Here is a 22,995-nt window from a genome sequence, read left to right as displayed (position 1 = left end):
CGTACATTATGCAGAAAGGCAAACCCTTCATCCGATACAGCATCGTGGCAATAGTTATTGTTGCAGGATTTATTGTGTTCGGCACACAGAAAGAAAATAGTCCTGCCTATTCCCCTCGCGACTATGCCGAAATTGTCCAATCGGGCGTGTTGCGTGCCGTGACCGAATACAACGCTATCAGCTACCACATAAACAGAGACACGCTGCAAGGATTCGATTATGAACTGCTGAATGCTTTTGCCTCTGACAAACACCTGAAACTGGAAATAACTCCAGAAATGAGCTTTGAGAAACGACTTGCAGGTGTCACTAAAGGGAAATACGATCTTCTGGCGACAGGAACCGTTATCACATCCCAATCGAAAGACACATTGCTCTTTACCCGTCCGTTGACGTTAAGCAAACAAGTGCTGGTACAGCGAAAACCCGAAAACGAACAAGACAGCACTTATATCCGCAGCCAGCTCGACCTGGCACACAAACAATTGCATGTCATCAAAGGTTCTCCGGCATTGCTCCGGCTCCACAACCTTATCAGTGAAATAGCCGATACCATCTACATCCAGGAAGTGGAACAATACGGACCTGAACAGCTTCTTGCCATGGTGGCAGGAAAAGACATCGACTATGCCGTATGCGATGAAAGCATCGCCCGCTCTTTGCAGGAACGCTTCCCAAACCTTGACATCAATACAGCTATCAGTTTCACGCAATTTTATGCCTGGGGCGTAAACAAGCATTCGCCTGCCTTGCTGGATACCCTCAACCATTGGCTTGAACGGTACAGCAAAACCGCCTCTTACAAGAAACTGTACAACAAATACTTTTAATGACATCTCATCACAGAAGAAGAAGATACACAGATACTTTAGAGCCTGTTTTAATTCTCTCCATGTGATATACAAATATAGACCAATTAATAAGTTAACTGAAAAACAAAACTTGAAAACTATGCAATTAGACAAGGTAAACTGGGGATTCATCGGTTGTGGCGAAGTGACCGAAAAAAAGAGTGGTCCCGCTTTCAATATGATAGACGGTTCACGTGTTGTTGCCGTCATGAGCCGCGATGAAGAAAAAGTAAAATCGTATGCACACCGACACAACATTCCTCGCTGGTATACTGATGCGCAAGAACTGATAGGTGACGAGGATGTAAACGCCATTTACATCGCCACGCCTCCCTCTTCGCATGCCACCTTTGCCATTATGGCCATGAAGGCAGGAAAACCTGTATACATTGAAAAACCTATGGCAGCCACCTACGAAGACTGTGCACGTATCAACCGCATCTCACAAGAAACAGGTGTACCTTGCTTTGTAGCCTATTATCGCCGCTATTTACCCTATTTCCAAAAGGTTCGTCAACTGGTAGAAGAAGGCAAGATAGGAAATGTCATCAATGTACAAATACGTTTTGCACAGCCTCCACGCGACTTGGATTATAACAGCACCAACCTGCCATGGCGTGTACAGCCCGACATTGCCGGAGGAGGTTATTTCTATGATCTGGCTCCCCACCAGCTGGATTTACTGCAGGAAATGTTCGGATGTATCCTGGAAGCAGAAGGATATAAGAGCAACCGTGGCGGACTATACCAGGCAGAAGACACCATCAGTGCTTGCTTTAAGTTCGAATCCGGATTGCCTGGTTCCGGCTCGTGGTGTTTTGTTGCTCACGAATCGGCAAAAGAAGACCGCATTGAAATTATTGGTGACAAAGGAATGATTTGCTTCTCTGTCTTTACCTACGAGCCTATCGGCTTACATACAGAACATGGACGTGAGGAAATCCTTCCACAAAATCCGTCCTATGTACAACTTCCGCTAATTAAAGCTGTAGTGGAGCATCTGCAAGGAAAAGCCATCTGTACATGCGACGGCATAAGCGCCACTCCCACCAACTGGGTAATGGACCGCATCCTGAACAAACTGTAAGAAAACGAATAATTGAAAAGCTCTGAAAAAAACACAGAAACACAAAGACACGAAAACAATCTGATAGATTAAACTCCGTGTCTTAGGGTTTCTGTGTTCAAAGGAAAATCAAATATACTTTTTATTTAATCATATCGAATCCGCAATACGAAACCAATGCTTTCGGAATACGGATACCTTCCGGCGTCTGGTTGTTTTCGAGCAGGGCTGCCACAATACGCGGCAAGGCAAGTGCCGAACCATTCAGCGTGTGACAAAGCTCTGTCTTCTTATTGGCAGTACGATAACGACACTTCAAACGGTTTGCCTGATACGTATCAAAATTGGATACCGAGCTTACTTCCAGCCAACGTTTCTGAGCTTCCGAGTAAACTTCGAAATCGTAACAGATAGCAGCAGTAAAGCTGATGTCACCTCCGCACAAACGCAGAATACGATAAGGTAATTCCAGTTTCTTCAGCAAACCTTCTACGTGATCGAGCATCTCCTGATGCGACTGGCGGGAATGTTCGGGGGTATCAATGCGCACCAGTTCTACTTTTGAAAACTCGTGCAAACGGTTTAGGCCACGCACATCTTTGCCATATGAACCTGCTTCACGACGGAAACATTCGGTATAAGCACAATTCTTGATGGGTAACTGCTTTTCATCAAGTATCACGTCGCGGTAAATGTTTGTGACGGGAACTTCTGCTGTCGGAATCAGGTACAAATCATCCAAGTTGCAATGATACATCTGCCCTTCTTTATCAGGCAACTGTCCCGTTCCGTAACCCGAAGCAGCATTTACCACCGTAGGAGGCATTATTTCTTCATAACCAGCGGCACGAGCTTCATCGAGAAAGAAATTGATGAGCGCACGTTGTAAGCGTGCCCCCTGTCCCCGATAGACCGGGAAGCCGGCTCCTGTTATCTTCACACCCAAATCAAAATCAATCAGGTTGTATTTTTTTGCCAACTCCCAATGAGGCAGTGCGTCTTTCGGAAGTTCGGTTTCCATGCCTCCCATTTTCACTACCAGATTATCTTCGGCACCAGCACCTTCGGGCACTTCCTCGTAAGGCACATTTGGAATGGTATACAGCAAATTCTGCATGTCTTCAGCAGCCTGATCCATTTCTGCCTGCAAAGCCTTGCTTGTTTCCTTGATTTCTGACACACGTGCCTTGGCTGTTTCGGCTTCTTCTTTCTTCCCTTCTTTCATCAACTGTCCGATGGTTTTCGATGTAGCATTTACTTCTGCCAGATTCTTATCCAATTGAGCTTGTGCATTACGACGCTTGCTGTTCAGTTCGAGCACTTGGGCAATGGTTTCTTTTGCATTTGCGAAATGCTTTTTCTCCAATCCACGGATTACCTTGTCGGTATCCTCTGTAATTTGTTTAATTGTAAGCATATCTTTAGTCTTTTAATAATCGTATATCTTGTTTTCGTGATGCAAAGATATTCTTTTATTGAAACATAAACAATGATTCTTACAAGATACTTTGACGGATGCGCACCAGTTTTTCGAGTAAACCCTCCAGCAAATCGAGCTTCAGCATGTTTGCCCCATCACTTTTAGCCACCGAAGGGTCTTCGTGCGTCTCCATAAACAAACCATCCACACCTACCGCCACTCCGGCTTTGGCTATGGTTTCTATCAGCTGGGGCATACCTCCCGTCACACCCGAAGCCTGATTGGGCTGCTGGAGCGAATGGGTCACATCCAGTATGACCGGATGCCCGAAAGCCTGCATTTCGGGAATCCCCCGATAATCGACAATCAAGTCATGATAACCAAATGTGACTCCCCTTTCAGTCAGCATCACTTGCGGATTTCCAGCTTCCACTACCTTATCGGCTGCAAAACGCATCGCCGCGGGAGAAAGAAACTGTCCTTTTTTAATATTAACTATCTTGCCCGTCCGGGCAGCCGCTACCAGCAAATCGGTCTGACGACACAAAAACGCAGGTATTTGCAATACATCCACGTATTCGGCAGCCATGCCGGCTTCTTCAGCCGCATGAATATCGGTCACTACCGGCACACCAAAGGTACTTCTTACTTTTGCCAAGACCTTTAATGCTTTTTCATCGCCGATGCCAGTAAACGAATCCAGACGCGAACGGTTCGCCTTACGATAAGAACCCTTGAACACATAAGGTATATGCAAACGGTCGGTTATTTTTACCACACGCTCAGCTATGCGCAACGCCATATCCTCGCCTTCAATTACACACGGTCCCGCCAACAGAAAAAAATTATCCGAACGGACCAGGTCATCTATTGTCTGTATCATTGTATATTATCTATTGTTAAATATGTGTGCAAAATTAAGTTCTTTTCAATATACACCAACTATTATGTACAGCCACTTATTCCGGAATTATCAGTGTCAATGCTTCGGGAGCAATGGTTATTTCGATAGGGAAATGACGGTCAAACCAAACACGCCCGTCCAGACTGATTTCGGCATTTTGCGCCCGAAGGATTTTCACCTGTCGTGTACGGTAAGGCTTCACAGTCTTGTGATTCAAAAGCCTTCCCTGCTGCAACATCCACAAGCCCGACACCAACTGACGCAATTCCGGGCGATATATCAGTGATACGTCCAGCCATCCATTATAAGGCACAGCACTAGGTGTCAATCCATATCCCCGTGCACTTCCTATCGCCACAGCCATCAGACGTCCACGAATATGTTCATCGTTTACTTTCAGATGCATCCGGTACAGCTTACGCTCAAATGCCACCAAAAACAATGAAGAGAGATACGAGAACAAAGGAATCCCCCAGAACCGGCGTGTCTCATTGGTGATGATAACGATACGCGCCCCCAACCCGATATATACTGCATTCAGGAAATAACGCTTCACATGCGTCTGCCCGTCGTAATAACCAAACACACCTACATCTACCTTCCGCAACCGACGGTTGATAAGTACATCAACCGCCCCCCGATAATCATCCGAATCCAATCCCCAATACTTGGCAAAGTCATTCCCTATGCCATTGGGAATAATGCCCAAGGCAATGTCATGTCTGTCCTCGGCATCAGACAGCATAATGCCATTTACCGCATCATTCAATGCTCCGTCGCCACCTACCACAACAATGGTGCGATAACCGTTATTAGCCAAGGTGCGCGCCAAACGCTCCACCGACCCAAATCCCTCCGACTGCACATAGTCGAATTGTACGTTCCGGCTCTCCATGTAATCGCGAATTGCTTTCCACCGCTTCTGTGCTTTCCGGCTTCCGGCTTTCGGATTGTATATTACGCCCCAGCGGGTAGGTTCTACTGCCATAATCCTTTATTTATTGATTTGTATAAATGTCCACAATTTGCCAAATTTTCTACCTTACCGGTATCTCACGGATATTCGGTTTGATTCGTATCAAGCAATCTCATTATTTCCTCCACTTTCTCTTCCAGCGGACGCGTAGCATCTATCCAATGAATGGTAAACCCGCGCCGCTCCATCCCCCGGAACCACGTCATCTGCCGTTTAGCAAACTGATGGATAGCTATCTCCAACTGACGGAACATCTCATCGTAAGTCAAGGCTCCCGTTACATACAGGGTAAGGTATTTGTACTCCAGTCCATAATAGAGCAGGTTTTCCGGAGCAATGCCTTCTTCCAGCAACCGGCGTACTTCGTCCACCATGCCTTCATCCAAACGCTGTCGCAACCGGTATGTAATCTTTTTACGACGCAAATCACGGTCGATATCCACCCCGATAATCAGACTATGGATTTCCGGAAAATCCCGGGCATCGACAGGCTGCGTGCGGTAATACTCTTCTATTTCGATGGCACGAATGGCACGTTTCACCGTATCTACATCGGTAGAATTATGCAAAGTCTTATACGTTGAAAGGAGAACCGTCAACTCTTCCAATGATTTACCGGCAAGTCTTTCACGCAATGCCGGATTTTCAGGTACAGGAAGCAACTTGTATCCTTTTAATACAGACTCCAGATACATGCCTGTTCCACCACACAAGACGGGAAGCTTTCCCCGCGAACGGATATCCTCGTATGCCTGCAGGAAATCGTGCTGAAACTCGAAAACGTTATATTTCGTTCCAGGTTCTGCAATATCTATCAAGTGATAAGGTATCCGGTGTCCGTCTACGACATAGTCAGCAAGGTCTTTTCCGGTCCCCAAATCCATCCTGCGATACACCTGACGGCTGTCACCGCTGATGATTTCCGTATGAAGACGATGGGCCAAAGCCGCTGCAAGCGGTGTTTTTCCCGATGCGGTAGGACCTAATATGGTAATCAAGTCATATGTCATAAATATCCAGTTCTTTACAGACCCATAAATCACTTATCACGCACATCTCAACTGTTCAGGCTTGCCGAACGTACACGGCTCAAGGTTTCCGGAGTCATCTGGAGCAGCGAAGCGATGTAGACCAATGGTGCCCGCTTCAGGATTTCCGGATGCAGCTGGAACAGTTTGTTATAACGTTCATGAGCAGACTCGAAACGCAACGTGTCGGCCTTCACCTGCGATTCTATCAACGAATTCTCTAAAATCTTCCGATACAGCACCCCGATATCCGCATATTCTATTGATAAACGGTCGATGCCTGCCTTGTCTATCTCCCACAGCACCGTCGGTTCCAAAGCTTCTATCATCAGACGGGTAGGCTCCTGACGGAAATAGCTTTCCAGACAAACCACCTCCCCTTTCTCGTATGCAATATGTTCGGTCATATCCTTCCCATACTTGAAATAGAACTGGCGCAGCATACCTTTCTCGATGTAACGCACACAAGTACATACTTCGCCTTCATTCAGCACCATTTCACCTTTCTTGTATTTCCTGCCGACCAAAATATCAGCCAATGCGTGAACACTTTCCTTAGCAAGCGCCACATTGTGATCGCCCGCCATCTGCCGCGCTATTTCAATACTTGTTGTCGTCATAGATATTTCGATTAAAAAAGTTTTTCATTTTACTTTGATCCGGTCGAATCCTTCTCCAAAGACACCAATCACCGCACTCTGCGAAACGAATGCATGAGGGTCAATATCCTTTATCAGGCGGAAAATGGTATTCGACTCCCGTTTTTTTGCCAAGACAAACATCAGTTTTACACCATTGTTCGTATAGCAGCCTACACCATCGATAAATGTTACCCCCCGATGCAGGTCTTTATTGATGCGGTGTCCGATTTCTTCGTATTTATTGGATATGATGAAAAACTGGACCGACTGGCGTGCACTGTTCACCACCTGGTCAATGACAAAACTGGTGATAAACAAGACTACGTAACCATAAACCACCCGCTCCCAATCATGCAACACCAGATAACTGGAAGAAATGATAATGACATCACACATCAGAATCACCCTCCCCAGCGAGATGTCGCGATATTTGTTCACAATGGCCGCAATGATGTCTGTGCCGCCTGTACTTCCGTTTGCAGAAAATGCCAGGCCGATTCCACCGCCACAAAACGAAGCTCCCAGCACGCAAGCCATAAACGGCTCATCATGTATCAGTCCTCCCTGAACCAGCTTCTGGATAACAGCCAGGAAGACCGTCAATACAATTACCGCCCAAATGGTCTTTATGCAAAACTTCAACCCGAGAATCTTCAATGCCAGCAACAGCAAAAATCCGTTGATAGCCAAATACGTATATTGTACGGGGAAACCTGTTGCCCAGTAAATAATAGAAGCAATACCCGGCACAGCTCCCGAAGGCAAGTTGTTGGGCAACAAAAACACCGTCCACCCTATCCCGTACATCATCATGCCCAAGGCTATCAGCAAATAATCTTTCGCCTCCCGCCATACGGGATTGGCTTTCAAAGTTCCAGTCAAATTCATGTCCGTTTCTAATTAGCTTTAATTTTCGGAATACAAAAGTATAAAAAACTCCGGAATAATCGTACAAAACCCACAGAATAAGTAAAGAAAACCCAAGAAAGCCTGCCAGTGCCGCCATGCCTGTACAAAAGCCCACATCAGCGGAAGGTCTGTCAAATACCAATGACGCATTGCCCTTCTTCAAGACACTATCAAATACTTGCTCCTGTCCATAACCCAACATAGCGGATGCCCAAAAGAATACTAAAATCAATACCGTTTTCATCACTTATACATTTATCCTATGAAAAAACACAACGTCATACAAAGATAAGGCTTTCTTTGTCATTTCATCCTGACTTAGCATTAAATTCTCATTTTCTCCCCCAAACATTTGCTTTCGCACTCGGATTGTATTATCTTTACAGATGTTTCAGTATTATGTTCCATGTGCTGTTGGAATATAAGACACCTTTTTATGGAAATCTTTCTATAACTTTCTGTTTCTGATTTCTTGGGCATTAATATTCCGGTTCCGGCTCGGCAGCCATAGGAGAAACTTCTTCAGGAAATTCATAACAAACGATGGAACGGTCTTTCAAATAAATATGGTTCAACGTATATGCCAAAGACTCTAACGTTTCATTCCTTTTCGCCGGCTTCAGGTCGCATTCCCACACCGTTATGCAATGCCAGCCCATCTTTGCCAGTTCACGTTGCTCCTTTTTATCACGTTCTTTGTTCCGCTCTATCTTCGCTTGCCAATACGCTGCATTCGTCCGAGGCAAATGCGAATACCTGCATCCTTCATGCCCGTGCCAGAAACAACCATTGACAAAGATAACCGTCCGATACTTCCGCAACACGATATCGGGATGCCCGGGCAAACGGGGATGGTTCAGCCTGTACCTGAATCCTCTCGAAAACAGATATTTCCTGACTATCATTTCCGGCTTGGTATCCTTGCCACGGATAGCCGCCATACACCGGTGCCGTTGTTCTTTGGTTAGCTTGTCCATTATATATTATTTCTGCCCCGAAAGTTACATCAATTCCAACAACATCACAAAAACAAAGACACAAAATATGAAATTATTCGAATATTTTTTATACTTTTGCTACCCTTATATAACATAACCATGAGCAACAAAAGCAACAACCAAGGCAGAGCTTACGAATTTATTTGCCTACTTATCCTCCAAGAAGAGACAAGTAAAATACGTCCGGCAAGAATCGTTACAAACAGTAGTTATTATGCAGCCCAACGAGCATGGAATAAATTAGCTACGAATGTACAAAATATCTATAAAACAAGTGCATATGCAGCTGTTGCCAAATTATTCACATTAGAGCCACGGATTATTGAAAAAGGGGAAGATGTATTGGAATTATTGATACAAGCCGATAAAAAAGGAGAAAACGGTGATGTACGTGACATCTTAATTATACGCAATCACATCCATTGGGAAATCGGATTAAGCTTAAAACATAACCATTTTGCCGTAAAGCATAGCAGGTTAAGTGATCGATTAGATTTTGGCAGCAAATGGTATGGCATACCCTGTTCATCAGATTATTGGAAAGACACACAGTCCACATTCAATTATCTGAAAGCCAGTCAAAGGTCACATTTAAAATTCAAAGAATTGCCCAACAAAGAAAAAGATATTTATATTCCATTGTTGAAAGCATTCATCAATGAAATCAAGCGTCAATATGCGAAACATAAAAACATTCCCGGAAAGTTAGTCGAATATCTTTTAGGGGAATATGATTTTTACAAAATTATCAGTATTGATAAAGAACGGAATACAAAAATTCAATCTTATAACCTACATGGTACATTAGGGATGGCAAGCCAAACGCAAAAATCCGCAAAAATTATTCCCATAGCGTCCTTACCTACCCGAATTGTTAGTTTAGATTTTGTACCAGGCAGTCAAAATACAGTTGAACTCTATATGGATGAAGGCTGGCAATTTTCTTTCCGAATACATAACGCAAAAACCAATGTTGAGCCATCACTGAAATTTGACATTCAATTAATCGGTATGCCAATAACCATTATTACTTTAAATTGTTTTTGGAATTAATTATGATGACATTAATCAGTTTATTCTCCGGAGCCGGAGGTTTGGATTTAGGTTTCCATTATGCAGGATTCAAAACGATAATCGCCAACGAGCTTGATGCCAAAATATGCCCAACTTATCGGATAAATTTTCCTAACGTCAAACTGATAGAAGGAGATATACAGAATATCCCTTCTTCTGAATTTCCTGATGGCATTACCGGTATCATCGGCGGTCCTCCCTGCCAATCGTGGAGCGAAGCCGGTTCTTTAAAAGGCATTGAAGATGCTCGCGGACAATTGTTTTATGAATATATCCGCATACTTAAAGATAAACAACCCCTGTTTTTTGTAGCAGAAAATGTATCAGGGATGTTAGCCAAACGCCATTCTAGTGCAGTAAGCGGCTTTATGAAACTATTTGATGAAGCCGGTTATGACGTAAATCTGAAAATGCTGAATGCCAATGATTACGATGTTGCCGAAGACCGAGACCGAGTTTTTTACATCGGATTCCGGAAAGACTTGAACATTCACGATTTCAAGTACCCGACCCCGCTTAAACACAAACCGACTTTACGTGAATGTATTTGGGATTTACAAGACACAGCTATTCCTGCACGAGACAAAAACAAAACGAACGGAGATGCATGCATTGTGCCCAATAATGAATATTTTACAGGAGCATATTCTCCTATATTCATGTCGCGCAACCGAGTTCGCTCATGGGACGAACCCGGTTTTACGGTACAGGCAAGCGGACGGCAATGCCAACTGCATCCTCAAGCTCCTAAAATGATTAAAGTAGAGAAAAACCTGCAAAAGTTCGCAGAAGGATACGAGCATCTTTACAGGCGAATGAGCGTCCGTGAAGTAGCACGCATACAAAGCTTCCCAGATAGTTTCAAATTCATTTACGATGACGTAAACTACGGCTATAAGATGATTGGCAATGCAGTTCCGGTCAACCTGGCTTATCATGTAGCTTTACAAATCAAAAAAACATTGATAGAAAAAGGTGCCATTCAACCTGAATAAAATGACATAATTGTATGAAAGTAGCTTCATTCTTTTCAGGTTGTGGCGGATTAGACCTCGGTTTCGAACAAGCCGGAATAGAAGTTATTTGGGCAAATGACATCGAGGCTTCTATACATGAAACTTACCAGTACAACCATCCGAATACCATTTTATGCAAATCAGATATTCGGGAATTACATGCCTCCGACATTCCTGATTGTGACGGATTTATCGGAGGTCCCCCTTGCCAATCATGGAGTGAAGGAGGTAAACAACTTGGCTTAAACGACGAGCGCGGAAAGCTATTCCTTGATTATGTCCGGTTAATAAAAGAGAAGCAACCTAAATTTTTTGTTATCGAAAATGTTAAAGGTATCATCAGCGACAAACATCTGCAAACGTTTTTATCTTTTCTTTCTATTCTTGAAAAAGTCGGTTATATTGTAAGCTATGCCTTATTGAATGCGGCAGATTTCCGCATTCCTCAAGACCGTTACCGGGTATTTGTCGTAGGATTCCTAAAAGACTTGAATTGCAATTTTCACTTTCCACATCCTTTACAGAATGCTCATATAACTTTACAGAAAGCGATAGGAGACATCAATGAAGTCCCTCGTTTTTATGCAGATGGCGACACCGTAAACCAAACATACGGACGTTGGCTTAACCATGATGTTTTCACAGGACCGTTTGATGCAAAGTTCATGTCACGCAATCGGGTACGTGCATGGAATGAAGTTTCATTTACTATTCAGGCACAAGCCAAGAACTGTCCTTTACATCCGCAAGCTCCGACCATGAAATATATATCCCCACACAAACGTATATTTGCAGTCGGATATGAGCATTTATACCGCCGGTTCAGCGTAAGGGAATGCGCCAGAATACAAAGCTTTCCCGATAGTTTCCGTTTCTTTTACAACGACATAAAAGAAGGTTATAAAATGGTTGGCAATGCCGTACCTCCCCGCTTGGCTAAATTCATAGCCCTGAATATAAAAAACGCCTTCACTTCTATCCATTCAGCAGAAAAAGAATTCGTATTAGTAGGCTACTATAAGGATGAAAAACAATTGCATCTGACTTTGCAAAATAAACTCTATTATGTCCGTTCTGGATTCAGGCGTGGTGCCCTGCAAATGCCAGTAGGCATGCCTGTTCCCGCCTATCTGTTATTGCATCATAAAAAAAGCCGTTTCTTATACAAGCTCACTCCTGAAGCCCCTTCTTACGTAACAGCTGCTGATTTATTATCCAAAGGCTTCTCTCCTTCTGGAAATGAATACCTTACATTCGAATTAGAAAATACAGAAGAAGTTCATATCAAAGGCTTAGACCTGCAAGCTGTTCAATTCCCTAACGGATACAGGAACGCTACATTCCCTTATATAACCGACATGGAAACGCTAAGGAAAGAATTGAAGTAAATTCCAAAGCCTGCGTTTCCCTCTGATATTCTCATTTTCTCCCCCAAACATTTGCTTTCGCACTTGGATTGTATTATCTTTACAGACGTTTCAGTTCTATATTCCATGGGCTGGAACGTATATTCCACGCTTTAGAATGTATATTCCAGCCCATGGAATGTACATTCCGCGCCGTGGAACGTAAAATACATATTGCCGGAAACAGATTATAAACCTTAATGTATCATATTATCATGGATGCTCTTTATGATTTCTTGCCTGTGCCTTCTGCCAATGTGGAAGACACCACACCACGCCTTTACCCTAAAATCGTGTCGAAAGGGACGATTACGTTCGAGAAGCTGACCGAACAAATCGCCAACCATTCGGGACTGACCAAGGGGACCATCCTTGCCGTGATGGACGAAATAGAATATTGGACCGCACAATACTTGTCGGACGGATACCGGGTGCAGATAGGGAACATCGGCACGGCTTCGGTCTCGCTCAAAGCCAATACGGAGGTGTACGACCCCTCGGACGTGCATGCCCAGTCTATCCGGTTCGCCAAAGTAAGGCTCACGGCTTCGAAGAAATTCACCAAGCAATGCCAGGGAAACGTGCTCCGCGCGCCTTCCGGAAAGAAAATCTTACGGAATCCCAAGGTGCATTCGGAAGAAGAAAGGCTGCAGCTCCTCCAGTCGTATCTGGAAAGCCACGCCTATATCACCCTGAAAGCATACGGCGAACTGGCAGGACTGCCCAAGACCACCGCCTGGCGCGACCTGAACAAGTGGACGGAAGCACACCTTATCGGCATCGAAGGACGCGCGCCGCACCGGGTCTATGTGAAGCTTCCGTAAGACCTGAGCTGCCCCTACCGTCCCGTGCACCATAGAAGCATCACGCATTTTATTCTTTACATTTTTCTATTTAGAAAAAGAATCACTATTTTTGCAACCGATAAGTGTAAAAACAAGAAAGCGCTATGACTGAAATGAATGCAACGGAAAGTTCAGAAAAGAAAAGCCTGAACTTCATCGAACAAATTGTGGAGAAAGACTTGAAAGAAGGCAAGAACGGGGGAAGAGTACAGACCCGGTTCCCGCCCGAACCGAACGGATACTTACACATCGGCCACGCCAAAGCCATCTGCATGGACTTCGGCATCGCCAAGAAATACGGAGGCGTGTGCAACCTGCGCTTCGACGACACCAACCCCACGAAGGAAGACGTGGAATACGTAGAGTCTATCAAGGAAGACATCCAATGGCTGGGCTTCCAGTGGGGCAATGAATATTATGCTTCCGATTACTTCCAGCAATTGTGGGACTTCGCCATCCGCCTCATCAAGGAAGGAAAGGCGTATGTGGACGAACAGACCTCGGAAGAGATAGCGGCTCAAAAAGGTACGCCGACCCAGCCGGGAACGGAAAGCCCGTACCGCAACCGCCCCGTGGAAGAAAGCCTCGACCTGTTCCAGAAGATGAACGCCGGCGAGATAGAGGAAGGCAAGATGGTGCTCCGTGCCAAGATTGACATGGCAAGCCCGAACATGCACTTCCGCGACCCGATTATCTACCGCGTGGTGAAGACCCCGCACCACCGCACAGGTGATACATGGAAGGCATACCCGATGTATGACTTCGCCCACGGGCAAAGCGATTATTTCGAAGGGGTGACCCACTCGCTCTGCACGCTGGAGTTTGTGCCCCACCGCCCCTTGTACGACTTGTTTGTAGACTGGGTGAAAGAAGGCAAGGACCTGGACGACAACCGCCCGCGCCAGTACGAGTTCAACAAGCTGAACCTGAGTTACATCCTGCTGAGCAAGCGCAACCTCTTGATTCTGGTGAAAGAAGGGCTGGTAAACGGATGGGACGACCCCCGTATGCCGACCTTGTGCGGATTCCGCCGGAGAGGATATTCGCCCGAATCCATCCATAAGTTTGTGGACAAAATCGGATATACCACCTATGACGCGCTGAACGATTTCGCCCTGCTGGAAAGCGCGGTACGCGAAGACCTCAACGCCCGTGCCACCCGTGTGTCGGCGGTGCTGAATCCGGTGAAGCTCATCCTGACCAACTATCCCGAAGGGCAGGTAGAGGAAATGGAGGCCGTCAACAATCCCGAAGACCCGAATTCGCCCGTCCATACCATCGAGTTCAGCCGTGAACTCTGGATAGAGCGCGAAGACTTTATGGAGAACGCGCCGAAGAAATACTTCCGCATGACGCCGGGACAGGAAGTGCGCCTGAAGAACGCGTACATCGTGAAATGTACCGGATGCAAGAAAGACGAAGACGGAAATGTCATCGAGGTATATGCCGAATACGACCCGCATACCAAGAGCGGCATGCCCGAAGCCAACCGCAAGGTGAAAGGCACCCTGCACTGGGTGAGCTGCAACCATTGCCTGAAAGCGGAAGTGCGCCTGTACGACCGCTTATGGAAAGTGGAGAACCCACGCGACGCTATGGCGGCTATCCGCGAAGAAAAGAACTGCTCGGCACTGGAAGCCATGAAAGAGATGATCAATCCCGACTCGCTGAATATACTGCAAGAATGCTACGTAGAGAAATTCCTCGCCGACAGCAAGCCGCTCGATTACCTCCAGTTCCAGCGTATCGGCTATTTCACACCCGACAAAGATTCAACTCCAGACCATCTGGTGTTCAACCGCACTGTATCGCTCAAGGATACCTGGAGCAAAATCAGCCGGAAATGACCAATATATAAGTGCTCTTTATCCACAAATGCCATAAAAAGACAAGTATCTTGCATCCCCGATGCACTTGTCGGGCATTTGTGTACCAAGAGCACTTGTTTACCCTGCTAATTCATAAACAAAAGACTAATCCATGAAAGAAGATCCATCCTCTATTTTTAACCAACCGGACTTCAAGGAAACCCTTGCCAAATACGAAAACATGGTACGCGAAGGCACACGCACCTATTTCGATGCCGATGACTTGACACTCATTGCCGAATATTATGCCAGCAAAGGAAATCCATACGCCTCGGACAAAGCCATCGACTATGCCTTGTCCCTCTATCCCGAAAATCAGGACGTGCTTGTCTTCAAATGCCACTCCCTGCTTAGCGGCCGGAATACAGACGAAGCGGATCTGCTGATTCATAACCTCCCCTATCAAAACGATTACGATACCCAGCTGCTCTATGCCGAACTATACCTGCAAAAAAACGACATGAGCCAGACACAGGCAACACTGAACAAACTCTATGAAGATTATCCGCACATCGACACTATACTCGATATCGCACAGCTGTACACCGATTATCAGCAAAAAAAATATGCTTACCCATGGATACAAAAAGCCTTGAATGAAAATCCGGATAATCTGGAAGCCCTGGAACTTATGGGACTGTACCAGTTTGAAATCCAACACTACGACCAGGCCCTCCAATGCTTCAACGCCATTCTGGACGAAGAACCCTATGACGTGAACAGCTGGCAAAACCTTGCCCGCTGCTATGCCCAGACCAAGGAATATGACAAGATGTTCGAAGCCATTGATTTTGCCATGGTAGCAGACGAGACAAACCTTACCACCTGGAAACTGAAAGTCGATTGCCATTTGATGCTGGAACAACTGCACGAAGCAATTCCCTGCCTTGAATACATCGAAAAGCACGTCCGGGAAAAAGAACCGATATGGTACATACTGGCATCCATTTATTTCGACTTGCTGGACTATGACAAGATGAAACAATATACCCAACTTATTCTTGACCACCGCATTACAGCAAGCGAAATTGTAGACATGGCAGAAATCTGCTACAAACACGCGTTAGCATGCTTGCGCACCAAAGAAATAACAGCATGTTACGAAACCATTGAATTGGGATTGCAATACAACGACAAATACCATCAGTTCTACCTGCTGAAAGGAGAATTATCCCTACTCTACAACGACACAAGCTCTGCCAAGAAATCTTTTAAAAAAGCCGAAGCCTACAGCTACAACATCCAGGATACATGGTTTGATATCGGTGTTATCTACTTTCAGGCATTTCACTTTAAAGAAGCCCTGGAAGCATTCAAAAAGATAGAAAAACACGATTATCAGGACTCGTTTAAAATAAGCTATCTTATCTCATATTGCTATTACCGTCTTGGAAAAATAGAAAAAGCACTCCACTATATGATACGGGGAGCTGTCTTTACCTCCAAACAACAGCTCACAGAGAGGCTCAAGACCATGCAAGAGCTAGACACTAATTTTTCTGAAATGGCATGGCACATTTACGAACTGATTCAAAACAAGGAATTAGATCCTTCTCCTTACTTGGGCGAATTATAAATACGCCCACAAAAAGGAAAAGTTGAAAGTAAAAGAACTTTTTTCCTGATAAATATTTGGATATTACACGCAAACACTTTACATTTGCAAACGAAAGAAAAAAACAAGAGAACAAATATGAGAAATTACACAACACATCGCCACCATCATTACCTGACGTAAATATACGGTAGGCTGAAGGTCGTGTAATTTGATTATTATAAGATAAAAAAGGCTTGCCGTAAATACGGTAAGCCTTTTTGCTTTTTGAAACAACTAAAAAAACAGAAATAACATGCTAAGAATTGCCGTACAATCCAAAGGTCGTTTATTCGACGACACCATGGCTCTGCTTTCCGAAGCAGACATTAAAATCTCTACATCGAAACGGACATTGCTCACCCAAGCCAGCAATTTCCCAGTCGAAGTTTTATTCCTGCGCGATGATGACATTCCGCAAACCATAGCCAGCGGAGTGGCAGACATAGGCATTGTAGGCGAAAACGAATTTGTAGAACGCAACGAAAAAGCAGACATCATCTATCGTCTCGGATTCAGTAAATGCCGTCTCTCACTAGCCATACACAAAGAAGAAAATTATCAAGGGCTATCGTGGTTTAACGGCAAGAAAATTGCCACTTCGTACCCGGGGATACTACGCAACTTCCTCGAACGCAACGGTATCCAGGCAGACATCCACGTTATAACCGGCTCTGTAGAGATAGCCCCAGGTATCGGACTGGCAGATGCCATCTTCGATATTGTCAGTTCCGGCTCCACACTTATCAGCAACAACCTGAAAGAAGTGGAAGTAGTAATGAAAAGCGAAGCCGTACTAATCGGTTATCCCGGACTCTCGCCCGAAAAGAAAACCATTCTTGACGAACTTCTCTTCCGCATCGAAGCCGTAAAAGCAGCTGAAGACAAAAAATATGTACTGATGAATGCCCCTACCGACAAACTGCAGGAAATCATCGAAGTATTACCTGGAGTGAAAAGCCCCACCATCATGCCGCTGGCTACAGAAGGATGGAGCAGTGTACATACAGTACTCGACCAAAAATGCTTTTGGGAAATTATCGGTAAGCTGAAAGCGCTAGGCGCACAAGGCATACTGGTTATCCCGATAGAAAAAATGATATTATAAAACGCCCTTCAAAACGAAGATATATTCATGCGAATCAGGAGTTAAACGTAGTTATATTCCATAGGAGTTATCACTTCGTTCAGGAGTTAAAGGCCAATAGTCCTGCTTCTGAAAACAGTGCAAGAGGTATTGGCATCTAGCTTCCAGCCCACCAAGTGGGCAATAACTCCATCTAACTCCCTTTTAACTCCTGACTGGCATGATTCATAAGCCATTTCAGTTAACTGCTGCAGTCCACGAAGATAACTGAAACGGCAAAGTAATATATCTTTAATTGAATATCCGCAATGAGCCAATGTAGGGGTGGGGGTCGCCCGCCCGTATGCGCCTGCGTGGATGTATTCGGGCAGGCAAACCCTGCCCCTACAAGTTAATCGGCAAGATGCGGACATTCATATATCTTTATTTTGCGCATCATTATTATTAACAAACACTTAACTTCAAAACGCTTATGAACATCATACGTTATCCGGAACGTTCCGAATGGAAAGAGATACTGAAACGTTCGGCACTCCATACCGAAGACATACGCGATGCAGTAAACACCATCATCAATAAAGTACGCACCGAAGGAGACCGCGCCATCATCGCATACGAAGAACAATTCGACAAAGTAAAACTTGAATCGCTCGCCGTAGACGAAACCGAATTTAAAGAAGCAGAAAACATGATTGCACCCGAACTGAAAGAAGCCATCCGGCAAGCTTCAGCCAACATCCGTACCTTTCATGCAGCCCAACGTTTCGAAAGCAAAAAAATAGAAACCACACCGGGCGTGACCTGCTGGCAAAAAGCTGTAGCCATTGAAAAAGTAGGACTATATGTACCTGGCGGTACAGCCCCCCTCTTCTCTACCGTACTGATGCTTGCCATCCCCGCCCAAATAGCCGGCTGCAAGGAAATCGTACTCTGCTCCCCTCCCGGACAAAAAGGGAAAATACACCCAGCCATCCTTTACGCAGCACGCATGGCAGGTGTAAAAAAAGTATTCAAAGCGGGAGGCGTACAAGCCATAGCAGCCATGGCTTACGGTACAGAAAGCATTCCCAAAGTATACAAGATATTCGGTCCGGGAAATCAATACGTAACCGTAGCCAAACAACAGGTGTCCCTGCGTGAAGTAGCCATTGATATGCCTGCAGGTCCATCGGAAGTAGCCGTACTTGCCGACGGAACTGCCAGCCCGGTATATGTTGCTTCCGACCTGCTGTCTCAGGCCGAACACGGTGCCGATAGCCAAGCCATCCTCATCACCACATCGGAACAGTTGCTGGAAAAGACAAAAGCAGAAGTAGAGCGCCAGCTCGCCACGCTTCCCCGCAAAGCATTGACCGAACTTTCGCTCCGTTCCAGCAAACTGATTCTGGTAAAAGACCTAGCAGAAGCCATTGACATGGTAAACGAATACGCTCCCGAACACCTGATTATCGAGACCCAAAATTACAGAGATGTGGCAGAACAGATAGTCAATGCCGGCTCGGTATTCATGGGGCCGTATGCTCCGGAAAGTGCCGGCGACTATGCGTCAGGTACCAACCATACCTTACCTACCAACGGCTATGCCAAGGCATATAGCGGAGTCAGCCTGGATAGCTTTATCCGTAAAATCACCTTCCAGGAAATCACGAAAGAAGGAATACGGCGCTTAGGACCTGCCATCCAAATACTGGCGGCCAATGAACAGCTGGATGCACATAAAAATGCCGTTACCGTACGGCTCGACTGAATAAACCTGAAAACAAACCGTAAAACCGTGAACGAATGAAACCGTTACAAGAACTGACACGCCCCAATATATGGGCACTGAAACCTTACTCTTCTGCCCGTGATGAATACAGCGGAAAAAGCGCTTCGGTATTTCTCGATGCCAACGAAAATCCTTATAACATACCCAACAACCGTTACCCTGACCCGTTGCAACGGGAACTGAAAGGACTGATTTCCCCTGTGAAAAAAGTAGCTCCCGAACAAATCTTCCTGGGCAATGGAAGCGATGAAGCTATTGATTTGGCATTCCGTGCCTTCTGCAGACCGGGCATAGACAATGTAGTTGCCATACACCCTACGTATGGCATGTACCAGGTATGTGCAGACATCAATGATGTAGAATACCGGAAAGTACTGCTGGATGAGAAGTTCCAGTTCAAAGCAGCAGACTTGCTCAACGCTTCAGACAACAATACCAAGCTGATATTCCTCTGCTCGCCCAATAATCCGACCGGAAACAACCTCGACTCCAAGGAAATCATTACCTTGCTCAATGAATTCCAAGGCATTGTCATCGTAGACGAGGCATACGCCGACTTTTCCGACCAGCCGTCATTCACAGGTATCCTTGACGAATATCCCAATCTGATTATCCTGCAGACTTTCTCGAAAGCATGGGGGTGCGCTGCCATCCGGTTGGGAATGGCATTCGCCTCACCGGAAATCATCGGCATCTTTACGAAAATAAAATACCCTTACAACATCAACCGACTTACCCAGCAGGAGGCCATCAGCATGATGCAACGTCATTATGAGGTACAACGGTGGGTAAATTCGGTATTGGAAGAACGCACACGATTAATGAAAGCATTTGCACAACTGCCGTGCTGCAAACGTATATTCCCGACTGATGCCAACTTCTTCCTGACACGTGTAACCCATGCCAAAGCCATTTACGACTATCTGGTAGGACAAGGCATCATCGTACGGAACCGTTCGAATGTTACACTTTGCGAAGATTGCCTGCGCATTACCATCGGCACACGCCCGGAAAACGACAAGTTACTGGAAGCATTACGAAACTATAGCACATCTGATACGAAATGAAAAAGAAAGTCCTTTTTATAGACCGTGACGGAACACTCGTTATCGAACCACCTGTCGATTACCAGCTCGACGCTTTCGAAAAGCTGGAATTTTATCCTTATGTGTTCCGCAACCTGCATTTCATCCGGACAAGACTGGATTTTGAGTTTGTCATGGTAACTAATCAAGACGGATTGGGGACAAGTTCCTTTCCCGAAGAAACCTTCTGGCCCGTACATAACCTCATACTGAAAACTTTTGCCAATGAAGGCATTACCTTCGACCGCATCTGTATCGACCGCTCTTTCCCTGAAGAGAATGCCCCTACCCGAAAGCCCCGTACGGGTATGCTGACCGATTTTCTGGACAATGACACATACGACCTTGCCGGCAGTTTTGTAATAGGCGACCGTGTTACGGATGTAGAACTGGCAAAAAACCTAGGATGCCGGGCTATCTTATTACAACCGGATATGTCAATGATAAAAGAGGCTGACCTGAAAAAGACCTGTGTCCTTGCCACTACCGATTGGAACAAAATTGCAGAATTTCTTTTTGCCGGAGAACGTACTGCAGAAGTGCGTCGCACTACCAAGGAAACAGATATCCACATCTGCATGAATCTGGACGGGAATGGTACATGCCACATACAAACCGGATTAGGCTTCTTCAATCACATGCTGGAACAGATAGCCAAACACGGAGGAATCGACTTGGACATTGATGTAAAAGGAGATTTGGAGGTAGATGAGCATCACACCATCGAAGATACGGCAATAGCATTGGGCGAATGCTTAAACCAAGCCTTGGGGAACAAACGTGGTATCGAACGATACGGCTATTGCCTACCGATGGACGATTGTCTGTGCCGGGTAGCACTCGATTTCGGAGGACGCTCCTGGCTAGTATGGAATGCCTCGTTCCACCGGGAAAAGATAGGCGATATGCCTACCGAAATGTTCTTGCATTTTTTCAAGTCGTTAAGCGATGCCGCCCGGATGAACCTGAACATCTGTGCTGAAGGTGAAAATGAACACCATAAGATAGAAGGTATCTTCAAAGCTTTTGCCCGAAGCCTGAAAATGGCTATCCGCCGGGATATCTATCACTTCGAAATACCATCAAGCAAAGGAACATTGTAAATAATCCCCCATAAAACACGCCGAGGGTACATCTAAAACAGATGCACCCTCGGGTGTTTATTTTATATCAGATAAATTATATTATTTCAATAATTCAGCCAGCTTGGCAGCAATGTCTTCACCACGCAAGTCACGCGCAATGATATTTCCTTCCTGATCTACCAATACTGTAGCAGGGATAGCACGTACACCATACAATTTGGCACCCTCGCATTCCCAAGCTTTCAGGTCAGACATCTGCGGCCATGTAATATTCAAATCTTTAATCGCTTTCTTCCATGCTTCTGCATCACGGTCAAGAGATACACCTACGATACCAAAACCTTTGGCACTGTACTTTTTATAAGCAGCTACGACATTCGGCATTTCAGCACGACAAGGACCACACCAGCTTGCCCAAAAATCAATCAGTGTATATTTATTCTTGCCAATGAAGTCAGACAATTTTACACTTTCTCCTTCCGGAGTATTCATGGTGAAATCTACAAACTTCTGACCTACAGCAGTCTTAGCCAAAGTAGCCAAGTGCTCTTTCAGCTGAGCGACACCTTCGTTATTGGCAGCAATAGAAGCAGGAATCTGATCTACCAACGGCTGGATACGTTCTGACGGGAACGAGCTTGAAAAACGAGTCAACAGCTGTACACCTGCCACATTGGTGATATTCGAAGAAATTGTATTATAAATAATTTCACGGCTTAAGCTATCTTTCACATTAAGCTGTTCTTCGGCTTCCTTACGTTGTTCTTCACTCAATGAATCATTTTGAGTCTGCTCATACAACGCACGCATTTCTTTATTGATTGCATAAAACTCTTCAATGAACTTCTGGTAAGCATCGTTACATACAGTACCTGATACCTTCGACAGTTCATTATTCAATTCCATCGTAATAGTTCCTGCTTCGAGGAATACCGGGGAACTCATACCTTTCGGAGCATAGGATACGATACGGCTTGCAGCAATCGTATCAGCATCTCCCTTGAACTGGAAAGCCCCACCTTTAACTACTGCAGAATCGAGGTTAATCATCTGTCCATCCACAAAATTCTGCAAATACACCATCTCACCATCAGCTACATCGGCAATAGTACCGTTAATTGTGTAACCCGGCTTGTTCTGACAAGAAGCAAACGCCAACATACCGGCGGTTGCCATCCACAAAAATGTTTTCATATCTTATGATTATTATAAATTTTTTTTCGCTGAGCAAATATACGCTTTTTCTTTGACAAAACGAGACACGCCTCTTTTTTTTACATTTTTTAATTTCTCAAATATCATCACACTTCTCTTTTCAATCTTATCAGATTCTTTCTTTTTGCCCGCTTTTGTTGTAAAAAGCCAGAAACCACA

The 22,995-nt window shown here is 45.1% G+C and carries 20 protein-coding genes; 12 read left to right on the top strand and 8 right to left on the bottom strand.

From position 1 onward, the window contains the following. Positions 1-8: 8 nt before the first annotated feature. Together H9625_RS06140 and H9625_RS06135 are read left to right on the top strand one after the other, a co-directional pair. Positions 9-830 (top strand): transporter substrate-binding domain-containing protein, encoded by an 822-nt coding sequence (locus H9625_RS06140; protein WP_022041212.1) that lies wholly within the window; start codon positions 9-11, stop codon positions 828-830. A 121-nt stretch (positions 831-951) separates the two neighbouring features. Beyond that, on the top strand, positions 952-1,938 hold the full coding sequence (locus H9625_RS06135; protein WP_022041211.1) for a Gfo/Idh/MocA family protein: 987 nt from the start codon (positions 952-954) through the stop codon (positions 1,936-1,938). A 121-nt stretch (positions 1,939-2,059) separates the two neighbouring features. Here the strand turns inward: H9625_RS06135 and serS are convergent, their stop codons facing one another. From serS to H9625_RS06100, 7 genes are all read right to left on the bottom strand, one after another. Then, a complete protein-coding gene (serS, locus tag H9625_RS06130) occupies positions 2,060-3,334 on the bottom strand; it encodes a serine--tRNA ligase (protein ID WP_191763453.1) in 1,275 nt (424 codons plus the stop codon). A gap of 79 nt (positions 3,335-3,413) precedes the next feature. Beyond that, entirely contained in the window at positions 3,414-4,220 is an 807-nt protein-coding gene (gene kdsA / locus H9625_RS06125; protein WP_087211879.1) for a 3-deoxy-8-phosphooctulonate synthase, read from the bottom strand. 76 nt (positions 4,221-4,296) lie between these two features. Continuing rightward, positions 4,297-5,229 carry a diacylglycerol/lipid kinase family protein gene (locus H9625_RS06120; protein ID WP_022041208.1) on the bottom strand — a complete coding sequence of 311 codons (933 nt, stop codon included), beginning with the start codon at positions 5,227-5,229 and terminating at the stop codon, positions 4,297-4,299. Positions 5,230-5,294: 65 nt separating this feature from the next. Then, positions 5,295-6,227, bottom strand: a complete 933-nt coding sequence (miaA, locus tag H9625_RS06115) for a tRNA (adenosine(37)-N6)-dimethylallyltransferase MiaA (protein ID WP_191763451.1) — start codon at positions 6,225-6,227, stop codon at positions 5,295-5,297. A gap of 47 nt (positions 6,228-6,274) precedes the next feature. After that, on the bottom strand, positions 6,275-6,865 hold the full coding sequence (locus H9625_RS06110; protein WP_087249343.1) for a Crp/Fnr family transcriptional regulator: 591 nt from the start codon (positions 6,863-6,865) through the stop codon (positions 6,275-6,277). Between the two features lie 24 nt (positions 6,866-6,889). Next, positions 6,890-7,774: a YitT family protein gene (locus tag H9625_RS06105; RefSeq protein WP_022041205.1), complete on the bottom strand. Its 885-nt coding sequence runs from the start codon at positions 7,772-7,774 to the stop codon at positions 6,890-6,892. A gap of 500 nt (positions 7,775-8,274) precedes the next feature. Beyond that, positions 8,275-8,772 carry a very short patch repair endonuclease gene (locus tag H9625_RS06100; protein ID WP_087398021.1) on the bottom strand — a complete coding sequence of 166 codons (498 nt, stop codon included), beginning with the start codon at positions 8,770-8,772 and terminating at the stop codon, positions 8,275-8,277. 120 nt (positions 8,773-8,892) lie between these two features. Here H9625_RS06100 and H9625_RS06095 point away from each other — a divergent pair, with 120 nt between their 5' ends. The 10 genes from H9625_RS06095 to hisB all read left to right on the top strand — a co-directional run bounded on the left by H9625_RS06095 (position 8,893) and on the right by hisB (position 21,639). Continuing rightward, on the top strand, positions 8,893-9,846 hold the full coding sequence (locus H9625_RS06095) for a HaeIII family restriction endonuclease (RefSeq protein ID WP_022041203.1): 954 nt from the start codon (positions 8,893-8,895) through the stop codon (positions 9,844-9,846). Positions 9,847-9,851: 5 nt separating this feature from the next. Beyond that, positions 9,852-10,862 (top strand): DNA cytosine methyltransferase, encoded by a 1,011-nt coding sequence (locus H9625_RS06090; protein WP_191763473.1) that lies wholly within the window; start codon positions 9,852-9,854, stop codon positions 10,860-10,862. A gap of 14 nt (positions 10,863-10,876) precedes the next feature. Continuing rightward, positions 10,877-12,271, top strand: coding sequence for a DNA cytosine methyltransferase (locus H9625_RS06085; RefSeq protein WP_191763449.1), 1,395 nt, complete (start codon positions 10,877-10,879; stop codon positions 12,269-12,271). Positions 12,272-12,489: 218 nt separating this feature from the next. Then, positions 12,490-13,113: an HU family DNA-binding protein gene (locus tag H9625_RS06080; protein ID WP_225226300.1), complete on the top strand. Its 624-nt coding sequence runs from the start codon at positions 12,490-12,492 to the stop codon at positions 13,111-13,113. A gap of 125 nt (positions 13,114-13,238) precedes the next feature. Then, positions 13,239-14,981 carry a glutamine--tRNA ligase/YqeY domain fusion protein gene (locus tag H9625_RS06075; RefSeq protein ID WP_191763447.1) on the top strand — a complete coding sequence of 581 codons (1,743 nt, stop codon included), beginning with the start codon at positions 13,239-13,241 and terminating at the stop codon, positions 14,979-14,981. Between the two features lie 133 nt (positions 14,982-15,114). Continuing rightward, positions 15,115-16,578 carry a tetratricopeptide repeat protein gene (locus H9625_RS06070; RefSeq protein WP_022041198.1) on the top strand — a complete coding sequence of 488 codons (1,464 nt, stop codon included), beginning with the start codon at positions 15,115-15,117 and terminating at the stop codon, positions 16,576-16,578. 274 nt (positions 16,579-16,852) lie between these two features. Further along, complete coding sequence (hisG, locus tag H9625_RS06065) at positions 16,853-17,704, top strand: ATP phosphoribosyltransferase (RefSeq protein WP_087211149.1); 852 nt, start codon at positions 16,853-16,855, stop codon at positions 17,702-17,704. A 451-nt stretch (positions 17,705-18,155) separates the two neighbouring features. Then, the gene (hisD, locus tag H9625_RS06060; RefSeq protein WP_087211152.1) at positions 18,156-19,430 is read left to right on the top strand and encodes a histidinol dehydrogenase; all 1,275 of its coding nucleotides are present in this window, start codon (positions 18,156-18,158) and stop codon (positions 19,428-19,430) included. A gap of 35 nt (positions 19,431-19,465) precedes the next feature. Beyond that, complete coding sequence (gene hisC / locus H9625_RS06055) at positions 19,466-20,518, top strand: histidinol-phosphate transaminase (RefSeq protein WP_022041194.1); 1,053 nt, start codon at positions 19,466-19,468, stop codon at positions 20,516-20,518. Continuing rightward, positions 20,515-21,639: a bifunctional histidinol-phosphatase/imidazoleglycerol-phosphate dehydratase HisB gene (gene hisB / locus H9625_RS06050; RefSeq protein WP_087211155.1), complete on the top strand. Its 1,125-nt coding sequence runs from the start codon at positions 20,515-20,517 to the stop codon at positions 21,637-21,639. Before hisC ends, hisB begins: the two co-directional genes overlap by 4 nt. Before the next feature lie 81 nt (positions 21,640-21,720). Here the strand turns inward: hisB and H9625_RS06045 are convergent, their stop codons facing one another. After that, positions 21,721-22,815 carry a TlpA disulfide reductase family protein gene (locus H9625_RS06045; protein ID WP_087211158.1) on the bottom strand — a complete coding sequence of 365 codons (1,095 nt, stop codon included), beginning with the start codon at positions 22,813-22,815 and terminating at the stop codon, positions 21,721-21,723. Positions 22,816-22,995 lie beyond the last annotated feature (180 nt).

Source organism: Phocaeicola intestinalis (assembly GCF_014837065.1).
Lineage (GTDB): Bacteria > Bacteroidota > Bacteroidia > Bacteroidales > Bacteroidaceae > Phocaeicola > Phocaeicola intestinalis.
The sequence above is the reverse complement of the archived record's forward strand: the minus strand, read 5'-3'. Positions and strand labels throughout refer to the sequence as shown.